Annotated in this window: 14 protein-coding genes; 7 read left to right on the top strand and 7 right to left on the bottom strand. The window is 46.2% G+C overall.

Annotation, left to right across the window (positions count from 1 at the left end; all coding sequences use genetic code 11):
- Nucleotides 1-128 precede the first annotated feature (128 nt).
- Entirely contained in the window at nt 129-1,373 is a 1,245-nt protein-coding gene (locus R7E00_RS00260) for an NADH:ubiquinone reductase (Na(+)-transporting) subunit B (protein ID WP_047102825.1), read from the bottom strand.
- Between the two features lie 159 nt (nt 1,374-1,532).
- Here R7E00_RS00260 and R7E00_RS00255 point away from each other — a divergent pair, with 159 nt between their 5' ends.
- The 3 genes from R7E00_RS00255 (at nt 1,533) to R7E00_RS00245 (ending at nt 4,497) form a co-directional block, all read left to right on the top strand.
- On the top strand, nt 1,533-2,921 hold the full coding sequence (locus R7E00_RS00255) for a cytochrome ubiquinol oxidase subunit I (RefSeq protein ID WP_213972274.1): 1,389 nt from the start codon (nt 1,533-1,535) through the stop codon (nt 2,919-2,921).
- A gap of 10 nt (nt 2,922-2,931) precedes the next feature.
- Nucleotides 2,932-3,930, top strand: a complete 999-nt coding sequence (gene cydB / locus R7E00_RS00250) for a cytochrome d ubiquinol oxidase subunit II (protein WP_042523399.1) — start codon at nt 2,932-2,934, stop codon at nt 3,928-3,930.
- A gap of 174 nt (nt 3,931-4,104) precedes the next feature.
- Nucleotides 4,105-4,497: a hypothetical protein gene (locus tag R7E00_RS00245; protein WP_042523401.1), complete on the top strand. Its 393-nt coding sequence runs from the start codon at nt 4,105-4,107 to the stop codon at nt 4,495-4,497.
- A 46-nt stretch (nt 4,498-4,543) separates the two neighbouring features.
- On the opposite strand, the gene R7E00_RS00240 is transcribed toward R7E00_RS00245, so the two are convergent.
- From R7E00_RS00240 to R7E00_RS00220, 5 genes are all read right to left on the bottom strand, one after another.
- Complete coding sequence (locus tag R7E00_RS00240; protein ID WP_033906248.1) at nt 4,544-5,026, bottom strand: hypothetical protein; 483 nt, start codon at nt 5,024-5,026, stop codon at nt 4,544-4,546.
- Nucleotides 5,023-5,340, bottom strand: coding sequence for a GrpB family protein (locus R7E00_RS00235; protein ID WP_033906247.1), 318 nt, complete (start codon nt 5,338-5,340; stop codon nt 5,023-5,025). The genes R7E00_RS00240 and R7E00_RS00235 overlap by 4 nt, the downstream gene beginning before the upstream one ends.
- A gap of 144 nt (nt 5,341-5,484) precedes the next feature.
- Nucleotides 5,485-6,717 (bottom strand): L-2-hydroxyglutarate oxidase, encoded by a 1,233-nt coding sequence (gene lhgO, locus R7E00_RS00230; RefSeq protein ID WP_262606178.1) that lies wholly within the window; start codon nt 6,715-6,717, stop codon nt 5,485-5,487.
- Between the two features lie 8 nt (nt 6,718-6,725).
- A complete protein-coding gene (locus R7E00_RS00225; RefSeq protein WP_262606179.1) occupies nt 6,726-8,849 on the bottom strand; it encodes a TRAP transporter permease in 2,124 nt (707 codons plus the stop codon).
- Between the two features lie 88 nt (nt 8,850-8,937).
- Nucleotides 8,938-9,948 (bottom strand): TAXI family TRAP transporter solute-binding subunit, encoded by a 1,011-nt coding sequence (locus R7E00_RS00220; protein ID WP_017635521.1) that lies wholly within the window; start codon nt 9,946-9,948, stop codon nt 8,938-8,940.
- A gap of 836 nt (nt 9,949-10,784) precedes the next feature.
- On the opposite strand from R7E00_RS00220, the gene brnQ reads away from it, so the two are divergent.
- On the top strand, nt 10,785-12,095 hold the full coding sequence (gene brnQ, locus R7E00_RS00215) for a branched-chain amino acid transport system II carrier protein (protein ID WP_005374201.1): 1,311 nt from the start codon (nt 10,785-10,787) through the stop codon (nt 12,093-12,095).
- 103 nt (nt 12,096-12,198) lie between these two features.
- Nucleotides 12,199-13,407, top strand: coding sequence for a GGDEF domain-containing protein (locus R7E00_RS00210; RefSeq protein ID WP_005374203.1), 1,209 nt, complete (start codon nt 12,199-12,201; stop codon nt 13,405-13,407).
- A 43-nt stretch (nt 13,408-13,450) separates the two neighbouring features.
- Here the strand turns inward: R7E00_RS00210 and R7E00_RS00205 are convergent, their stop codons facing one another.
- Complete coding sequence (locus R7E00_RS00205) at nt 13,451-14,800, bottom strand: sigma-54-dependent transcriptional regulator (RefSeq protein ID WP_053349389.1); 1,350 nt, start codon at nt 14,798-14,800, stop codon at nt 13,451-13,453.
- A 178-nt stretch (nt 14,801-14,978) separates the two neighbouring features.
- Between R7E00_RS00205 and R7E00_RS00200 the strand changes: the two genes are divergently transcribed.
- Together R7E00_RS00200 and R7E00_RS00195 are read left to right on the top strand one after the other, a co-directional pair.
- Nucleotides 14,979-17,039: a sensor histidine kinase gene (locus R7E00_RS00200; protein ID WP_262606180.1), complete on the top strand. Its 2,061-nt coding sequence runs from the start codon at nt 14,979-14,981 to the stop codon at nt 17,037-17,039.
- 147 nt (nt 17,040-17,186) lie between these two features.
- A complete protein-coding gene (locus tag R7E00_RS00195; protein ID WP_064354480.1) occupies nt 17,187-18,578 on the top strand; it encodes a glycoside hydrolase family 1 protein in 1,392 nt (463 codons plus the stop codon).
- Nucleotides 18,579-18,675: the final 97 nt, after the last annotated feature.

The following is an 18,675-nucleotide window of genomic DNA, read 5'->3' as shown; positions in this document are numbered from 1 at the left end:
ATCGAGAATATCCTTTATTCTCATCGTCTTCGTCCTCCTGATAAAAATAAAAAGTCAGAAACCCCATGTCTCTGACCTTTTCAATATAGTGCAGTTTTCAATCAATTTTCAGTGAGGTCACCCTCATTTTAAGAAGGTCTCGCCCTTTTCATTCTGCGTTTGATATTACTTTCTTTGACTAGGTAATCGAAAAGTGGCGCGAATAAGTTAGCAAATAGAATAGCTAACATGATGCCTTCTGGATAAGCCGGGTTCAGCACTCGGATAAAAATCGTCATCACGCCGATTAATAGTCCGTATGCCCATTTCCCGTTATTGGTAAAAGCTGCCGAGACAGGGTCTGTCGCCATGAAGAAGGTACCAAACGCAACCCCACCAATCACGAAGTGCCAGTAGAACGGCATGGAGAACATGGGGTTAGAGTCTGAACCGATCGCATTCAATAGTAATGAAGCTCCGATTAAACCGACCAACACGCCCGCAACAATTCTCCACGATGCAATCTTCATAAAGATGAGAACCAAGCCTGTTAGTGCGATCAACAACGTGGAGACTTCACCCATCGAGCCTGGTAAATTACCAACAAAAGCATCTCCCCATGAAATTGGCTCTCCCGTCATATTATTTATCAAAGCACTTTGCCCTCCTTCATACCATTGGCTGAGTGGAGTAGCGCCAGAGTAACCATCAGCCGCGACCCACACGGCACCACCGGACATGTTGGCAGGATAGGCAAAGTATAAGAACGCGCGCCCTGCTAAAGCTGGATTTAGGAAGTTTCGTCCAGTACCACCAAAAATCTCCTTCGCCACAACAATACCGAAAGTGATACCTAAAGCCGCTTGCCATAGTGGAATTGTCGGAGGAAGGATCAGCGCAAAGAGTATAGAGCTGACAAAAAAGCCTTCATTTACCTCATGCTTTCGCACAATAGCAAACAGAACTTCCCAGAAACCACCAACGATAAACACCGTCGCATAAACTGGAAGAAAGTAAGTAGCACCAAGCCACATTTTACTTCCCCACCCCGCTTGTGAAACCGCATCTAACGAGCCCCATACCCAACTCAGTTGCCATGAAGAAACAAGCGCTTGCTGAGCTGAGGCTTGATCCATTCCATACAACAAGGCATCACTCGCTTGCTGGCCTATGTTGTACATACCCCAGAACATGGCAGGGAAGACCGCCAACCACACCATGATCATAATACGTTTTAAATCGATACTATCTCGAACGTGAGTCATGCCCTGGTTTACCTTACCGGGCGTGTAAAAAATGGTTTCGACAGCTTCGAAAAGTGGGTAGAACTTGTGATACTTCCCACCTGGACCAAACTTAGGTGTCGCTTTCTCAAAGTAATGTTTAAGGCTCATAACACTCCTCCTTTATTTAAAAGATGGTACGCACATGTGTAAAAAGCGATCGTTTTTTAATCTCTTCGTCTTCCTTCTTCGTATTTCACCTTGTTCGCCACTCTTCTGTCTCCTCTTTAAATCCGGCGAACAGTTTATCCAACGAAAAAGGGACCGCTCATGGACACACTCGCCATTGACCTAGCTAGATTCCAATTTGCCTTTACTGTCTCTTTCCACATTATTTTTCCAGCTTTTACGATTGGTTTGGCAAGTTATCTCGCTGTATTAGAGGGCTTGTACTTAAAAACGGGCAACAAACAGTACATGCAAATCTATAAGTACTGGCTCAAAATCTTTGCCATCAGTTTTGGTATGGGTGTGGTGAGTGGCATCGTGTTGAGCTATCAATTCGGTACTAACTGGAGCGTGTTTGCCGACAAAACAGGCCCAATCCTAGGCCCGCTAATGGGTTATGAAGTTTTTACTGCGTTTTTCCTCGAAGCGGGGTTTTTAGGCGTGATGCTTTTCGGTATGGATAAGGTGGGTAAGAAGCTTCACTTCGCCGCGACTTGTATTGTTGCATTCGGGACGTTTTTGTCTGCGTTTTGGATACTTTCGGTTAATAGTTGGATGCAAACACCAGCGGGCTATAGTATCAACGAAGCCGGACAGTTTGTCCCAGAAGACTGGTGGGCGATTGTCTTCAACCCTTCCTTCCCTTACCGGCTCGTTCATATGTTGCTCGCCGCTTACCTTACTACCGCCTTTGTTGTAGCCGGCGTTGCCGCTTATCACTTGCTAAAAGCAAACCATAACCCTCTAGCCAGAATTATGTTCTCGATGGCAATGTGGATGGCTGCCATCGTGACACCAATTCAAATCGTTGCTGGAGACATGCATGGATTAAACACCCTTGAACATCAACCCGCCAAAGTCGCCGCGATGGAAGGGCACTATGAGTCTCACCAAGGCGCGCCATTGATCCTCTTCGGTATCCCTAACGATGAAGAAAAACGTATGGAATACGCACTGGAAATCCCCAAACTCGGTAGTTTGATCTTAACTCATGACCTCAACGGTGAAGTGAAGGGATTAGATGCTTTTCCAGAGGAGGAACACCCTCCTGTCTCTATCGTTTTCTGGTCTTTCCGAGTCATGGTCGCGCTTGGTTTTGGCATGCTTGTTATTGGTTTGTGGAGCCTTTGGCTAAGAAAACGTCGCCAACTTTTTGATTCGAGGGCACTTCAACGTATTTGTGTGCTGTTTGCCCCAGCGGGGTTCATTGCAGTTTTAGCAGGCTGGATAACTACCGAAGTCGGTCGCCAGCCTTACACCGTATACGGTCTTTTAACCACAGCCAATTCGGCATCGCCTATTGATGCCGCCGCGGTGAGCGTCTCCCTGACGGCGTTCATCGTGGTTTACTTTGTGGTTTTTGGAGCTGGCTTCTTCTATCTCCTACGTTTGATGCGCAAGTCTCCAACTCGATATGAAGAAGGTCTAGATAGCCGACTTCCTGATGGCACGAAAACTGATGCCATCACACATTCTAACCATCTAACCTAGGAGCTAACTCATGGATTACGCATTAATTTGGTACGCTTTGATTGGGCTCGCCGTTCTGATTTATGTCGTGTTAGATGGCTTTGATCTCGGTATTGGTATCCTATTCCTCAGCGCTAATGACGATGAAGAGCGCGACATGATGATGAACAGCATCGCTCCTGTTTGGGATGGGAATGAAACTTGGCTAGTTCTTGGCGGAGGTGGGCTTTTTGCCGTGTTCCCCCTCGCCTACGCGGTCATTATGCCAGCACTCTATGCTCCCCTGATTTTAATGCTGCTCGGGTTAATTCTGCGCGGGGTTTCTTTTGAGTATCGCTTCCGAACACAACGCGGAAAGTTTTTATGGGATAGCGCTTTTTTCATTGGTTCACTCACCGCGGCATTGATGCAAGGCATTATGCTCGGAACCCTGCTCCAAGGTATAGAGGTTAGTGAACGAGCATACGCAGGTGGATGGTTTGATTGGCTTTCACCATTTAGCGTATTTTGTGGCCTGGCGCTTGTTTGTGCTTATATTCTGCTCGGTTCATGCTGGTTATTAATCAAGCTTCCAGAAGAGCTGATGGGGCGCTATTACGTGGTCGCGCGACGATGGGGACTAGCGATGGTAGCCTGTATATTCATCGCCAGTTTGTGGCTGCCATTGAGCCAAAATATCGTATTTGAACGTTGGTTCTCATTACCAAACTCACTACTGTTTTTCATCTTACCAATTATTGCAGCGGCACTTATTTGGCAGCTATTCAAAGCCTTACTCGACCACAAAGCCGTCCGAGCCTACATTCTTGCGATCGGCCTGTTTCTTGTGTCCGCGATGGGTTTCGGTGTCAGTACATTCCCTTACTTGGTCCCATTCGCACTCACTTATCAAGACGTCGCCGCGCCAGACAAAAGTTTGGCATTTTTACTTGCCGGTGCGGTGGTATTACTTCCTCTGATCATAGCCTACACGGCTTATTCGTACTGGGTTTTCCGCGGCAAGATGAAACGTGGAGAAGGATATCACTGATGAAACTAAAACCCATTTTGTGGTTCATTGGCATTTGGCTGGCAAGCGTTGTCGCCTTGTTTATCATCAGTTCGTTGATACAAACTGCGATATTGTAGGCCCAGAGTCGACTGCACCACATCTGAAGCCATTGAGGTCTATACTCAAGCAAGAGTAAAACAACGGAGTGTTTTTATGACCTTAAAGCGGTTTCTGGTAACTTTGATTCCTTTGACGGTTCCACTGTTTTCACCAAATGCATTGGCCGTAGACAAGCAGATGTCATCCGCCATGAAAAGTAAAATTCGGTCTATTTGCTCCGCAACAGACGAGCAGGGCCATTGGCAACTTGCTGAGGCAACTCCTGACGCCAGACGCTCACTCAACATGGTGCTTTATCAAATGAATGCCGATGATAAATTGAAAGCAATTCATGAGGTGAGAACGAAAATGGTCGGCGGCACCCATTATGCGTTTGAGTTCGAGTTGCAAGATGGTCAAGTCTGGAATGCAATTGTATTACACAGTGCCCGAGGCGATTACATGATCGAAAGACACGCAAAGAAAGGCGAACTCTGCCCTAAATAGCAATAGACACTACGACTCTACAGCCGACACAATAAAGTCGACTGATTCAGTCGCCTTTATTGTTGGTATGTTTAGGTATCGCTTCAAAAGCTTGGGAAAAGTAATAGCTTTCAACCTGAGGCCTAACTAAATCACAAGCTAACCCAAGGTCATCATTTTTTGTGAAAGGTAAATGTTCTGATAGAACCTCTTTTGACTTTTTATCAACCGTTTTAAAAGATTCAATAATTCTTAGAGGAACGTGAAACTGATGATCTCTCACGAGAAAGAAATAGTATTGGAGATGCTCGCCATATGTCGCAGCGTTATTAATCTCGCTACCAATTTTCACAGCTTCAACACGACTGCCTTCACAATCAAATTTAAACACATTGGTAATTTCTGCTTCCATAGAGCCTGGTACATAAACGATATAGCCAGCACTGAGCTCATGACCAATTAATACATAGCTCTCGTCGCGCTCATGCAGTTGATACGCAAAAGAATGAAATGCACTACAAAGTAAAATGAATCCAAGCCGTTTCTTCATTTTGTCTTCAACTCATCTATGACTTTACGTACGAAGTTTGCCTTAGCATCCGTATATTTTTCGATGGTAATTTCAGCTTGTTCCATCAAAGAAAGTTTTAGAGAAACATGAGGAAAGTGCGCAATACCTAGTACCATATCGATAATAGGTTTGGCAGGCATATCCAAAATGGCAGTACTGCCAATATGCTCGATTTGAGTTGACATCATCTCCGTCACTAACGCCAGTTCAGATCGGCTGCGTGCAAAATCCTGTCGACATGCAGGATCATGCTTAACAACACCTACGTTGTAATTGGCTAAACCTAATTTCATCCATCCCTCTCCTAATAAATCCAAATATCATAAGAAGGAAATTATCCAATCACCAAAGTAAAAGCCAAACTTCCGGCACACCCGACACTAATTACTCAACAAATAGAGTCATCTCTGGTGTACTTTTGGTTTGGCTTTTTACTGTTAAACCGTCTCGGTTTTCGCCTCTATCTTCTCATTCACTTTATCGCAAATGTATTCCCCAATCGGCATTGCAGATGTCGCTGCGGGTGAGGGTGCGTTGCAAACGTGTAGGCTTCTTGCGCTCTCGGCAAACAAAAAGTCATGAACCAAGGTGCCATCGGATAACACTGCTTGCGCACGAATACCCGCAGGATATGGTTTGAGATCGTCGACCTTGATGCTAGGGCAATATTTGTTGACCAACTTGAGGTAGCCCGGCTTCCACCACGAGTTCTTAAACTCATCCAGGCCGGTTTTTAGATGCTTTTGTGTCACCTTCCAAAAGCCGGAGAAACTAAGCATTTGCATGGTATCTTGCAAGCTGAAGTTAACCTTGTCGTACCCTTCTCGCTTCCATCCTTGCACCGCATTTGGACCAACGGTCACACTGCCATCAATCATGCGGGTCAGGTGGACGCCCAAGAATGGCAAATCAGGGTCTGGAATTGGATAAATAAGATGATTCACCACTTGGTCGTGTTTGCTATCTAAACGGTAGTATTCACCACGATAAGGGATTATTTGGAAATCGGTTGGAATAGACATCATCTTAGTCATGCGATCCGCCATCAAGCCGCTGCAAGTGACCAAGAATTTGGCATTGAGCTGCATGGTTTGCTCGTCTGAAATGCAGGTCAATTGAACTTCTTCGTCTTTCTCTTCGGCAGCCACCACTTTGGTTCTCAGACTGATTTGACCGCCGAGCTTTTTGAACTCTTCCGCCATCTGCTCTGTGACCAAACGATAATCGACAATACTGGTGGTTTTGACATAAATCGCGCCCAATCCCGTGATGTTTGGCTCAGCCAGCTTGAGTTGAACTTCATCGAGTAGCTTTACGTCGATGCCGTTGACATGGCAGCGCTCATAGAGGGCATTCATGCGTTCGACTTCTTGCTCATTGGTCGCAACCAGTAACTTGCCACAGTTCTCCACCGGAATATCGTGCTGAGCACAGAACGAAATGGTTCGCTCTACCCCACGCTTACAAAAATCGGCTTTTAGGCTGCCCGGTGCGTAGTACACTCCAGCATGAATCACGCCGCTATTGTGTCCGGTTTGGTGCCTAGCAAAACCGGACTCTTTCTCAACCAATAAAATGGACTTGTCTGGGTGGCGTTGCTGCAGTTGCCATGCTGTCGACACACCAACGATACCGCCACCAACAATGATGTAGTCATAGACTGATTTCATACGACCTCTTATAAAACCGATAGTTGAGATTGTTGCAATTTGAACTTGCGACCACTGTAAATGAACACCGCGACAAATACCGCGCAGCTTGCCACACGAACCAACATTGGGATGTCGTGCCAAACCAGAAATGTACCCACCACTACCAACAAGAGACGCGTCAGAGTGTTTAGAGGACCTTCCAAGTAGCCTTCAATCGCACCAATCAATGCATAGGTACCGATGATGGCAAAGAAGCCCACGGTAATCACTGACGTCACATCCCAACTGACTAAGCCTGTGTAAGCAATCAACAGCGGTACAAGATACAAGCCTTTGGCAATTTTCCATGCCATCAAACCAGTGCGCATTGGCGGTGTTTTAGCGATGGTCGCTGCTGCAAATGCGGTCAAACACACTGGAGGCGTAACGTTGCTGTCTTGCGATAACCAGAAAATGATGAGGTGAGCAGCCAGCAATGCCAAGCCTACCGCTTCCATACCCAGGCTTTGCTCCAGTAGAGTTTCCATAAAGTCCGCAGGTACTAGCGCCACCATTTCTTTCGCGGTTTCCAACGCCATTGGAGCATTAAGCAGTTCCAGCTTTTCTGGCGCCGCCAACATGAAGATGGCTTTTGCTTGTTCTGGCAATTGACCCGACACCATCAATTCAAGCAATTGGTTTTCCGCAATCAACTTGTAAAGCGCAGGGGCGGACAGTGTGCCCAATACAATATACGCCGCTGTCACGGGTAAACCCATACCTAAAACAAGAGAAGCGAGCGCAATCAGAACGATCATGATGAACAAATCACCATTCGCCCAACCGTCGATCATCAATGAGAAGGTGTTGCCGATGCCCGTTGTACTGATCACGTTGATCACCAAACCGATACCCACCAGCAATACGGCGGTTGTCGCCATGTTTTTCGCACCTTGCGATAGCGCTTCGATGATCGCTTTTGGTCCCATCTTGTGATCTTTCGAGAACCAAGACGCCACCACTACTGAAATGATCGATAGACCAGCAGCGTAAGTTGGCGTAAAGCCTTGAACCAACAAAGTAACCAATACCGCCAGCGGGATAAGGTTGTGCCAACCGCTGATCAACACTTTTAATAGAGACTCATCACTGGTCGTGATCTTCTGAACGCCGCTGCGTTTGGCTTCAATACGCACAAAGAACGCAACAGACAAGAAATAGATAAGAGCAGGAATGAAAGAAACCGCAATGATATCAACATAAGGAATTTGCGTGTAAGACGCCATGATGAAAGCACCCGCCCCCATCACTGGTGGCATCAACTGACCACCTGTCGATGCCGCTGCTTCAACCCCCGCCGCAAAGCGCGAAGGGAAACCTGCTTTTTGCATTAAAGGAATACTGATAACACCGGTGGAAACCGTATTTGCCACACTAGAGCCCGATACTGAGCCCATCAAACCGGAGCCAATCACTGCGATAAAACCCGGACCACCAATGATTTTGCCAGCCGCAGCACGTGCCACATTGATGATGTAATCACCAACACCAGAGCGAACGAGAAACGCACCAAACAGAATGAACATGAATACGAAAGTCCAACTGATGCGCGAAATAGAGCCAAACATGCCCTCAGAGGAATAGAAACTGCGGTAGAGCAAGGTTTCCATGCTCAAACCCGGAAAGTGGAAAATACCTGTTGCCCACTTACCCCAGAGCACAACGTAACTGAGACACACCACAATCAGCACTGGAATAAACCAGCCCATGGTGCGTCGAATCAGCTCAATAACAATCAGAATTGCCATGATGGCGAAGACCCAATCGCTGGTCACGAACTTCACACCGCGTTCGTACAGCGCATCTTCGGCATAGGGAATGTAGAGCAAACACGCGACCGCGCCCATAGCAATTAACACATCGATACCGAGTGCAATCTTACTCTGCTTGAGAGAGATATGAGCCGGATACCAAAGCGCACAAATCACCGCAAAGCCAGCAAAGTGGGTCGCGGAAATCCATAACTCTGGTAACGTCGATAAGGTATTAAACCAAATGTGCAAAGCAGACAACACCACGCCAAACACTGTAATTGTGGTGGTTACCCACGGAAAATCAGTGCGCGTGGGCAGCTCAAACTTCTGCAATTCCTTTTCTATTGAGTCGCTCATCTCATACTCCAAGCTCTGGCGGCTTTTTCCATCTTAGAAATCGGTAGGGATAAAATGCCCCGAGCCGAAACTCGGGGCGAAGTTGGCGTTATTTCGCCATTAGGTCTGATGGGATTTCGATGCCCATTTCTTTGTAGTAACGCACCGCACCTGGGTGAAGAGGCACTGGCAAGCCAGCGATCGCTTTCTCAATCGCCATTGCTTTTGTTGCTTTGTGGATGCCTTGTAGGAAAGGCAGGTTCTCGTAGATCGCTTTGGTTAGCTGGTAAACGTCTTCTTCCGAGATATCTTCACGAACTGCCAAGAAGTTTGGCTGTGCAATGGTGGTGATCGGCTTATCTAGCCCTGGGTACGTGTTCGCTGGGATCTCGTACTTCGTCCATAGGTTGTAATTGCCGTTCGCCTCTTTGATTTGTTCGTCAGTAAACGAAAGAATCGAAATGTCTTTACCCAACGCAGCAAAAGCTTGAGTGACCGCACCAACAGGTACACCCGCAGGCGTGTTCATGCCGTCAATGGTGCCGTTTTGAAGTGCGCTCGCACTGCCGCCGTAACCCATGTAAGCAAGATTGAATTTATCAGGGTCGACCTTCAGACCTTTCATGATTTGGCGACCAGAGTTCTCAGTACCTGAGTTCTTCTTACCGATAGAGAACTTCTTGCCATCTAGGTTGTTCAGATCAGTCACTGTGCCCGTTTTTGCTAGGTCAGAGCGAACAATAAAGTGCTCAACGTTTTGCCAAAGCATAGAGACTGAGCGCAGTTGTTCTTGGCGACCGCTCTTCTCATAAGGACCTTCACCAGACCAAGCCCACGCACCGTAAAGACCTTGTAGAATCGCGAACTGTGCTTCGTTTTCATTCAGCAGTTTAACGTTTTCACCAGAGCCCGCAGAGCTGATTGCAGAAAGGGAGAAGTGGTGCTTTGGTGCCAACTTCACTTTGCTTAACGTCGCCAACGCTACGCCCACAGGGTAGTAAGTACCACCTGTCGATGCCGTTGCAAGAATATAGCTACGATCTTCTGCCGCAGCGTTAGCAGCAATACCAAAAGAAGTCACAGCGACAGCCAAAGCTTTTACCAGCTTATTCATTTTCATTATTACTCTCCGTGTAGTCGTTTCACCATTGGGGATTTACATCATGTTAAACCTTTATTAACAACACATTCCCTAGAGCAATTGAAATGCCAACTTTTAACCCTTTGTATTTATTGAACTAAGAGCTGAAAGACATCAAAAATGAGCAAAATCATGCTGATTTGATAGCAAAGTAATGAGCAAGATCTTGCTCATTGAAGAGGAGAAGGTTGCACGCCTAGATCGCAAAAGGTTAATAAAATGTGATCAAGACAAAATAAATGCACGATTCACTAATAAGCAATATTTTGCCGATGCAATTTTGGATTGAATTGCAACTAATGAGCGTCTTAACAATAAGAAGAAAAAGCGCATCATTCTAAACTGCTCAGTTTATCAGCTGAGGTTTATAGCCTAAACGACTACAAATAGCACAAAAATACAGCAAAGAAAGCCATGTTACAAAAATGAAAAGTCATTTATTCTAATTTTTAATTTAAAAAGCAGCTCGATCCACCAGTTCAGAAATAAACATTGACCGTATCAACTTATTTTCTACTTCGGGGTTGTGCCAATGGCCCTATGTTCGTTAGTGTAACAACACGCCAAGGCAAACGTATTCCTTGGTATTTTTTCGTCTTTAAGGATCACCCATGTCAGCAACTGCGCAATTACAATTCGCTTTAAAACGCCCATCTGGCGTTGCTGCTGCGATCCTCCTGCTCTCTCTGAAACTGATTCAGAGCTGACAGGCTATATCTAAACTTTCTGTCAGCTTGAGAAGAAGCTGACGGGAACACCACATACTCCTCCCATTCCTTTCAGTTTCTTCCAAGCGAAACATAAGAGGAATAACAATGTTAAGCGCACGCAATATCGCCGCTTTGGGCTTCATGACTTTCGCCATGTACTTAGGCGCAGGTAACCTGATCTTCCCTCCATTTTTGGGTTACCAAGCAGGTGAAAACTTTCTGAGCGGGATGTCTGGCTTCCTCTTAACGGGTGTTGGTCTGCCTGCGATGGCACTGGTGATGGTGGCTATCGTAAACGGTTCAGACAAATTAACCGCTGCCCTGCCTAAACCTTTGGCGACAAGTTTTTGGGTGATGGTATTTATTGTGATTGGCCCTGCGTTCGTAATCCCACGTGCGATTACCGTCGCTTATCAATTCAGCTTTGCGCCAATGTTTGGTGATGCAGCTTTGGTGCCTTTCACTATTGCCTTCTGTGCTATCACCATTCTATTTGCCCTATATCCGGGTAAATTGGTCGACAACCTAGGCAAGATCTTAACGCCTGCCTTGATGGCAATCTTGATCATCATGTCTGTGACGGCTTTGGTTTCTCCTGCAGGTGAGCTAACTGCCGCAACGGGACCATACCTATCTGGTGCATTTGCTGAAGGCTTAACCCAAGGTTACATGACCATGGATGCATTAGGTTCTATCGGTTTTGGTTGGATTATCTTCCGCGCGATTCGCAGCATGGGTGTGGATTGCCCGAAAGCCACCGCAAAATACACGCTAATCGCAGCTTTGATGTACGCGGTTGCCATGGCGTTTGTTTACATCTCATTGGCTTACATTGGCTCGACAAGCTCATACTTGGGTTCTGAGTTCAGCAATGGTGGCGACATTTTAACGGCATTCACCTTCAGCCACTTCGGCGCGTTTGGTTCACTACTACTAGGTGCCGTGATGGTATTGGCGTGTTTGACTACTGCTATCGGCGTAACCACCGCAGGCAGTGAGTTCTACGACAACACTTTCAGCAAAGTGAACTACAAAGGCTGCGTTATCACGACCATGGTATTGGCTGGTTTGATCGCCAACGTAGGTCTAGAGCAACTATTGGCTATCACATTGCCAGCGGTTGTGGCGCTTCACCCAGTCGCGATTGCGTTGATGATCATGGCACCAGTGCGCAACAAGATGTCGCAAATCATGGTGGTAGCAACCGCATTCACTGCTCTAACGTTTGGTTGTGTTGATGCGCTGCACATCCTAGGTTACATGCCAAGTTCCACTGATGAGTGGATGGGTAATTACATGCCTCTGTACAATGACTTTGCTAGCTGGATTGTGCCTAGCGTATTTATGATGATTGTTGGTCTGCTGTTTACGACGAAAACCAACCAAACCGAACAATTCGAGCTGGTGAATGAATAGCCGTTTAACATAAGACATCGCTCAATAAGTGCGTTACTATGTAGCTCGCTTATTGATATCAGGCAAAGGAGTTGCCTGAATGAAAGATTGATATGGGTCGCCTATGGATAATCAGTATCTAGACATCAGAACACTGAACTTTATCGTTATTCTGTTCTCTTGCATTTACTCTATTAGTCTGCTTTGTTATCAATACACTCAGGGTAGAGTCAAAGGCTTAAAAACCTTCTCGATATCACTACTGTTTATTGGTTTAGGCCCTTTTTTACTTGGCTTTAGAGGCTCTGCGCCAGACTGGCTGACCATCGTCATAGCCAACACTCTCATATTAGTCGGCTTCTTGCTTACGCTATATAGCGTAAGCATTTTTCGTCAATACCCTTTAAAATTGGCTCACTGTCTTACCTTGTTAACACCTGTTTTCAGTGGTTCATTTTACTATTTCACCTTCCATGACCCTTCTATCAAAAGCCGCATTATTTATCTGAGCATGTATATTTGTATCGTCACCTTCTTTAGTGGTGTCGCCATGCTTAAAGGTACCCAAAAGGACTTAAAGCTCCCTGTTAAAGCAATGGCTTACTCTTTCTTTGGATTTAGTTTTTTTATGGGATTTAGGGCGCTTTGGAGTACTTTTTCAGGTGAGTTACCAAGCTTTATGGTCGCAGGCCTTATCCATCAGCTGACGTTCTTATTTAGCATCTGCCTGATCGTTGCTTTGAGCTTTAGTATGCTGTGGTTAATTAACGGACGCTTGGTGCAATCCATTAATGATCTCTCTCATTTAGATGCACTCACAGGGCTATATAATCGTCGAGCCATGGAAGAAATCGTTCCAAACTTGGTTAGTAAAGCACATAAAAAAAGCCAAGCAATCAGCATTATTATGACTGATGTCGACAAGTTCAAAGCGATTAATGATCACTATGGTCACACGGTTGGCGACTCCGTCATGGCAACGATCTCCACTATTTTTAAAAAGCATCTTCCTGAGTCCGCCTGCATTGTGCGATTTGGTGGTGACGAGTTCATGATTGTTTTGCTCGAAAAAGCACAGCAAGCCAAAATTGTCGCAGAGCAAATTCGCCTTGCGGTCGAAACTGAAACCGCTTTGCAATCATTTAAAACTGAAGTGACCATGAGCTTTGGTATCAGTCAGTTATCTGAGGGGCAATCACTTCAAGAGGCGCTTGCTGAAGCAGACGAAGCGCTATATAGCTCTAAACATACTGGAAGGAACCTCGTTACCTTGTTTGGAGAAGGTAAAGACCTAAATTATAAGTTTGTCCCAGCTCCAGCCAAAAGCGCATAACGTGTTTGTTATGCCAGTAATTTCGAATTAGCTAGAAATCGCACTAAGTATAGTCGGAGCGATTCAAACCAAACTTCTGCATCTTTTGGTTAAGGGTTCGACGTGGTAAATCCAACTCCTGCATCACCTCATTGATGCGTCCATGATGCCTGACTAAAGAATCATGTAGCACCTTACGTTCAAAGTTATGTAGCTGAATCGCCAGCGGCACGCCCGCATGCGTCTCTTCGGTTGTTGAGGATGGTCGACTGGAGAGAATTTCCATCACGGAGACGGTTTCATCCAATGCAAAACGCATCGCTACATTCCTAAGCTCACGTACGTTACCGGGCCAAGAGTAAGCAAGAATGGCCTTTCTATCGGCTTCACTCAGCAGACGACTCTCAGGATTACTTTTCAGAGCAAAGTGTTCGAACAAGATCAACGCATCTTCTTCTCGCTCACGTAGCGGTGGCAAATAGATCTGCGCCACATTAAGACGATAGTACAAATCCTGACGAAACTCGTCATGATCATTGAGATCTTCTTTCGCGGCGGCGATCACTCTCAAATCAACTGAGATCTGTTGGTTGCCCCCAACGCGCTCTACCGTATGTTCCTGTAATGAACGCAACACTTTCACCTGCATGGACAGCGGCATACTCTCGATTTCATCAAAGAATAAAGTGCCTTTATCCGCGTATTCCAACTTACCAATGCGCTTTTTACCCGCTCCGGTAAATGCCCCTGCTTCATGCCCAAACAGCTCACTTTCAAACAGGTTCTCAGGAATAGCGCCACAGTTGATTGGCACAAAATGATAGGATCTGCGTTGGCTTTCATTATGCAAACTGGTCGCCACCAGCTCTTTACCACAACCTGTTTCGCCGTAAATGATCACGTTAGTATCAATGCGTGCTAACTTGGCTACTTGTTCTCTAAGCTGTTGCATCACTCGGCTTCGCCCAATCAACACCTCTTCTAAGCCGCTAACGCTAGATAGGTACTCTTGGCGATCTTGAGTAGACGTTTGTGCGCGATAGCTCTCGACCGCTTCGGTTACTCGTTGGGATAAACGCTCAGGTTGGAAAGGTTTCTCAATAAAATCGAACGCACCGTTTTGTAACGCCCCTACTGCCATATCGACGTCACCATGTCCGGTGATCAAGATAACTGGCGTTGGGACGTGATTGGCAATCAGGCTTTCTAGTATCGACAAACCATCGGTGTCTGGCAGGCGAACGTCACTGACAATCGCATCAAATTCTTGGCTCAGAATGGCCGCTTTGCCCTCTTCGCCTAAACTGAATGAGGTCACATCGAACCCCGCCAGTTGCAGCCATTGGCTGGTAGCCTGACGAACAATGTCATCGTCTTCGATAAGTGCAATTTTAGGGATGTCGTCAAAAGCCATGAGTTACTGCCTGCTTTGTGGGGTGGGAAAGAAATCGATCTTTATTAACGGTAGCAAAAACCACTGAGGAGAAAAGGAGCTAGATCTCACTTCTTGCTTACAAGTCTTTAACATCCAACCAGTTAGGCGCACTCTTTAATGACTGTTGGTGAGAACGCACTAGCTGAATGGAGTCGGTATGCAGCGCAAAAGGAATGGCAAAACATGGCTTGTGGTCGCAATTGCGGCAGTGCTGATGTTGTCTTGCTATAGCGCCAGCAGAGAGGTTGCCCGTCAGTGGTTGAGTGTACAAACTCAAACCGAAGCTCAACAAAAACTACTCGACTATATTGGTGAAGTTCGCCGTGCACTCAAACGCTTCTACCACTTACCTTACCTCGTAACCAATAACCCAGAAACCATCGCGTTTGTGAAAGGGAATCTGACTTATTACGAGCCATTGCAAACCCAACTGACTCAGCTAGATAAAGCCGCCAATACGGAAGGTTGGCTAATCCTGTCTAACTCTGGCGAAGTATTGGTCTCGAGTTTAATCGAAGAGCGCTTTAGCCTGTCTGACCGAAAAGCCATTGTGGAACAAATTCACAACCAAGGCGGCGGTGTTTCCTTGGTGAACAAAACCAAAGGTTCGAGCCCATTGTATTATCTTGCAGCCCCTATCTACGATGGTCTGGATATCGCTGGCATTGTGGTGGTGCAAATCAACCTTAGCTTGTTGACCGAACAGACCATTACTAGCCAAGACATCATCACGTTGCAGAATCGTCAACAACGCTTTTTCCTATCGAGTAGCGCGCTTTATAACGCTGACTGGTTTAACGAACCGAGCAACACCGTTCAGTTAGAAACGCAACGCTTATACGACAACACCAATATCAGTGTGTGGACGCTCAACCAGCAACGCTATTTTGCGCACACCGTTAAATTGGATGATTTGAATTGGTACGTAAGCTACCTCACCCCTTCTAAGCCGATTCAACAAACCATCAACGTGATTGGTTGGAGCGTCGCTGTGTTGCTCTTATTGGTTGTATTACTCGTCATCATTGGTCTACAACGTCGCCAAAAGCACATCAACCAACAACGAATTCAAGCCCTGTTGGAAGAGTCCCAACGCCGCTTGAAACAGATGATCAATAAGACCCACGTTGGTTTGCTATTGATTGATGAACAAGGTCAACTGTTCGATCTCAACCCAATGGCGAAGCGTTTGTTCTGTTTACCAGAAAGCGTCAATCGACACGCTTTTGCTTGGGAGTTATTCGATGCAGGCAATCCCAATTCCACCACACTTAAGCTACTGAAAGACTTACCTAAACATAAAGAGCTCGCAGAGATCAGCACGGTCGAAACCATTGCCAGACGCAGTGACGGAAGCGTCTTCCCTGTCCTGTTCTCGCTAACCAGTTTCCCTTGGCATGGCGAGCAGTATTTCCTTGCAACGATCATCGACATCAGCAAGCGGAAAAAAGCCGAACAGTCACTGCAACAGGTCAACCAAGAACTGGCACAGCGAGTAGAAGAGCGAACTCAAGCGCTAAAAGAAGCACAAAGCCAGTTGATTGAATCGAGCAAAATGGCCGCTTTGGGTCGCATGTCGAGCGCGATCACTCATGAGCTCAATCAGCCACTAACAGGTTTGCGAACCCTGCTCACTACAAACGAGCTGCTAGCGGAACGTGGCGAAACCGAGATGATGAAAGCCAACAATGTTTTGGTACAGAAGCTGATTGATCGTATGGCAAGCATGACCAGTCAGTTAAAGACGTTCGCCTACAACAAACCAGAAAGCTTACAGGCAATTTCTCTCACCTCTGCACTCGAAGAGACCTTACGCGTTTATCAAACCCAATTAGACAAAGTGGATGTACGTGTTCGAGTTCCTCATGACTTACCTAACGTCATGGGTGAAGAACAACGACTGCTTCAGGTACTCGGTAATCTTGTCTCGAATGCGCTAGACGCAATGAACAACACCACCAACCCGCAGCTCAGCTTGATCGTCAACCCAACCGGTAATCAGGTCGAACTGATCGTCAGTGATAATGGCTGCGGCGTGTCGGATGAGATGCTTGAATCCATGTTCGAGCCATTCCAAACCTCAAAGAAAATTGGGGAAGGATTGGGGCTAGGTTTAGCGATTACAGCCAACAATATGCGTGATATGAACGGACAAATTACTGTGCATAAGAATGAACAAAATGGGCTGACTTTCACTTTATTGTTCAAATCAGCCTAAGGTGATATTGATTACAAAATCATCATTAGAACTAGGCATCCCCGCTGTTTGAGAAAAACACAATCTCGATACAAGAATCCCTCCTTGACCTACACTATTCTCAAGCAAATAAGACGAATAACTTCCGAACGATAAAGAGTGAGAAACATGATTAAGTTTCCTGAACATTTTCTTTGGGGCGGTGCCATTGCTGCAAACCAAGTAGAAGGGGCGTACAACCTTGGGGGTAAAGGGTTATCGACATCAGACATGCTGCCAAACGGTATTTTGAGTCCGCATCAAACCCGTGAAGAGCGTACACCGGGTATCAAAGACGTGGCGATCGACTTCTACAATCGCTACCCAGAAGACATCGCGCTGTTCAAAGAGATGGGCTTTAACTGTCTGCGTCTCTCTTTGGCATGGAGCCGCATCTTCCCGAACGGGGACGAACTAGAACCTAACGAAGAAGGTTTGGCGTTCTACGATAAAATTTTTGACGAACTTGCCGAGCACAACATCCAACCTTTCGTGACATTATCTCACTACGAAATGCCTTACGCACTGGTCGAGAACTACGGTGGTTGGGGCGATCGTCGCGTCATCGAATTCTTCGAACGTTATGCTCGCACCGTGCTGGAACGCTACAAAGACAAAGTGAAGCTGTGGTTAACGTTCAACGAAATCAACATGTCTCTACACGCACCATTTACTGGTGTTGGTTTGCAAGAAGACGCCAGTGAACAAGAGATTTACCAAGCGATTCACCACCAACTAGTCGCCAACGCAAAAGCGGTAAAACTGTGTCAGCAAATCGTACCAAACGGCAAGATTGGTAACATGCTGCTTGGCGCAATCAACTACCCATATACCTGTAACCCTGATGACGTGCTTGCTGCAATGCATGAAAACAACAAGTGGTTGTTCTTCGGTGATGTGCAAACACGTGGTCAGTACCCTGGCTACATGAAGCGTTACTTCCGCGAAAACGGCATTGAAATTCAGATGGAAGCAGGCGACTTAGAAGAAATTGCGTCTGCGAGTGTCGACTTCATCTCATTCAGCTACTACGCAAGTGGCTGTGCAAGTGCAGACCCGAAACAGAAGGAAGTGGGTAACATTGTCGATAGCGTACCAAACCCATATCTTGAGAAGAGCCAATGGGGCTGGTTGATCGATCCAAAAGGCCTGCGCATTCTGCTGAACTTCCTTCACGATCGCTACCAAAAACCACTGTTTGTCGTAGAAAACGGCTTAGGTGCACGTGATGAAATCGATGAAAACGGTGAGATTCAAGATGATTACCGCATCGCTTACTTGAACGACCACCTTGTGCAAGCACACGAAGCGATTCTGGATGGCGTTGAGTTGATGGGCTTTACCAGCTGGGGGCCAATCGATTTGGTCGCGAACTCAACCGCTGAGATGAGCAAACGTTACGGCTTTATCTATGTCGATCGTTATGATGATGGGCAAGGAACGCTAGAACGTAAACGTAAGAAAAGCTTTTTCTGGTATCAAGACGTGATTCGTACTTCAGGCGGTTCATTGAAAAGCTAAGCCTGTTGTCTAGGTACAAAGTGCAACTAGGCATTCGCCTAAACCATCAAGCCCTGCAATTGCAGGGCTTGAATTTTAAGGTGTTTATTCATTTAGA

The sequence above is a fragment of the Vibrio sp. Vb1755 genome (genome assembly GCF_033338635.1).
Lineage (GTDB): Bacteria > Pseudomonadota > Gammaproteobacteria > Enterobacterales > Vibrionaceae > Vibrio > Vibrio alginolyticus.
The sequence above is the reverse complement of the archived record's forward strand: the minus strand, read 5'-3'. Positions and strand labels throughout refer to the sequence as shown.

What these genes read in the sequence shown, in the direction of transcription:
- R7E00_RS00240 (WP_033906248.1), bottom strand. Translation starts at nt 5,026, where the DNA reads ATGAAGAAACGGCTTGGATTCATTTTACTTTGTAGTGCATTTCATTCT.
- R7E00_RS00255 (WP_213972274.1), top strand. Translation starts at nt 1,533, where the DNA reads ATGGACACACTCGCCATTGACCTAGCTAGATTCCAATTTGCCTTTACT.
- brnQ (WP_005374201.1), top strand. Translation starts at nt 10,785, where the DNA reads ATGTTAAGCGCACGCAATATCGCCGCTTTGGGCTTCATGACTTTCGCC.
- R7E00_RS00195 (WP_064354480.1), top strand. Translation starts at nt 17,187, where the DNA reads ATGATTAAGTTTCCTGAACATTTTCTTTGGGGCGGTGCCATTGCTGCA.
- R7E00_RS00220 (WP_017635521.1), bottom strand. Translation starts at nt 9,948, where the DNA reads ATGAAAATGAATAAGCTGGTAAAAGCTTTGGCTGTCGCTGTGACTTCT.
- R7E00_RS00205 (WP_053349389.1), bottom strand. Translation starts at nt 14,800, where the DNA reads ATGGCTTTTGACGACATCCCTAAAATTGCACTTATCGAAGACGATGAC.
- R7E00_RS00260 (WP_047102825.1), bottom strand. Translation starts at nt 1,373, where the DNA reads ATGAGCCTTAAACATTACTTTGAGAAAGCGACACCTAAGTTTGGTCCA.
- R7E00_RS00225 (WP_262606179.1), bottom strand. Translation starts at nt 8,849, where the DNA reads ATGAGCGACTCAATAGAAAAGGAATTGCAGAAGTTTGAGCTGCCCACG.
- R7E00_RS00210 (WP_005374203.1), top strand. Translation starts at nt 12,199, where the DNA reads ATGGATAATCAGTATCTAGACATCAGAACACTGAACTTTATCGTTATT.
- R7E00_RS00245 (WP_042523401.1), top strand. Translation starts at nt 4,105, where the DNA reads ATGACCTTAAAGCGGTTTCTGGTAACTTTGATTCCTTTGACGGTTCCA.
- R7E00_RS00200 (WP_262606180.1), top strand. Translation starts at nt 14,979, where the DNA reads ATGCAGCGCAAAAGGAATGGCAAAACATGGCTTGTGGTCGCAATTGCG.
- R7E00_RS00235 (WP_033906247.1), bottom strand. Translation starts at nt 5,340, where the DNA reads ATGAAATTAGGTTTAGCCAATTACAACGTAGGTGTTGTTAAGCATGAT.
- lhgO (WP_262606178.1), bottom strand. Translation starts at nt 6,717, where the DNA reads ATGAAATCAGTCTATGACTACATCATTGTTGGTGGCGGTATCGTTGGT.
- cydB (WP_042523399.1), top strand. Translation starts at nt 2,932, where the DNA reads ATGGATTACGCATTAATTTGGTACGCTTTGATTGGGCTCGCCGTTCTG.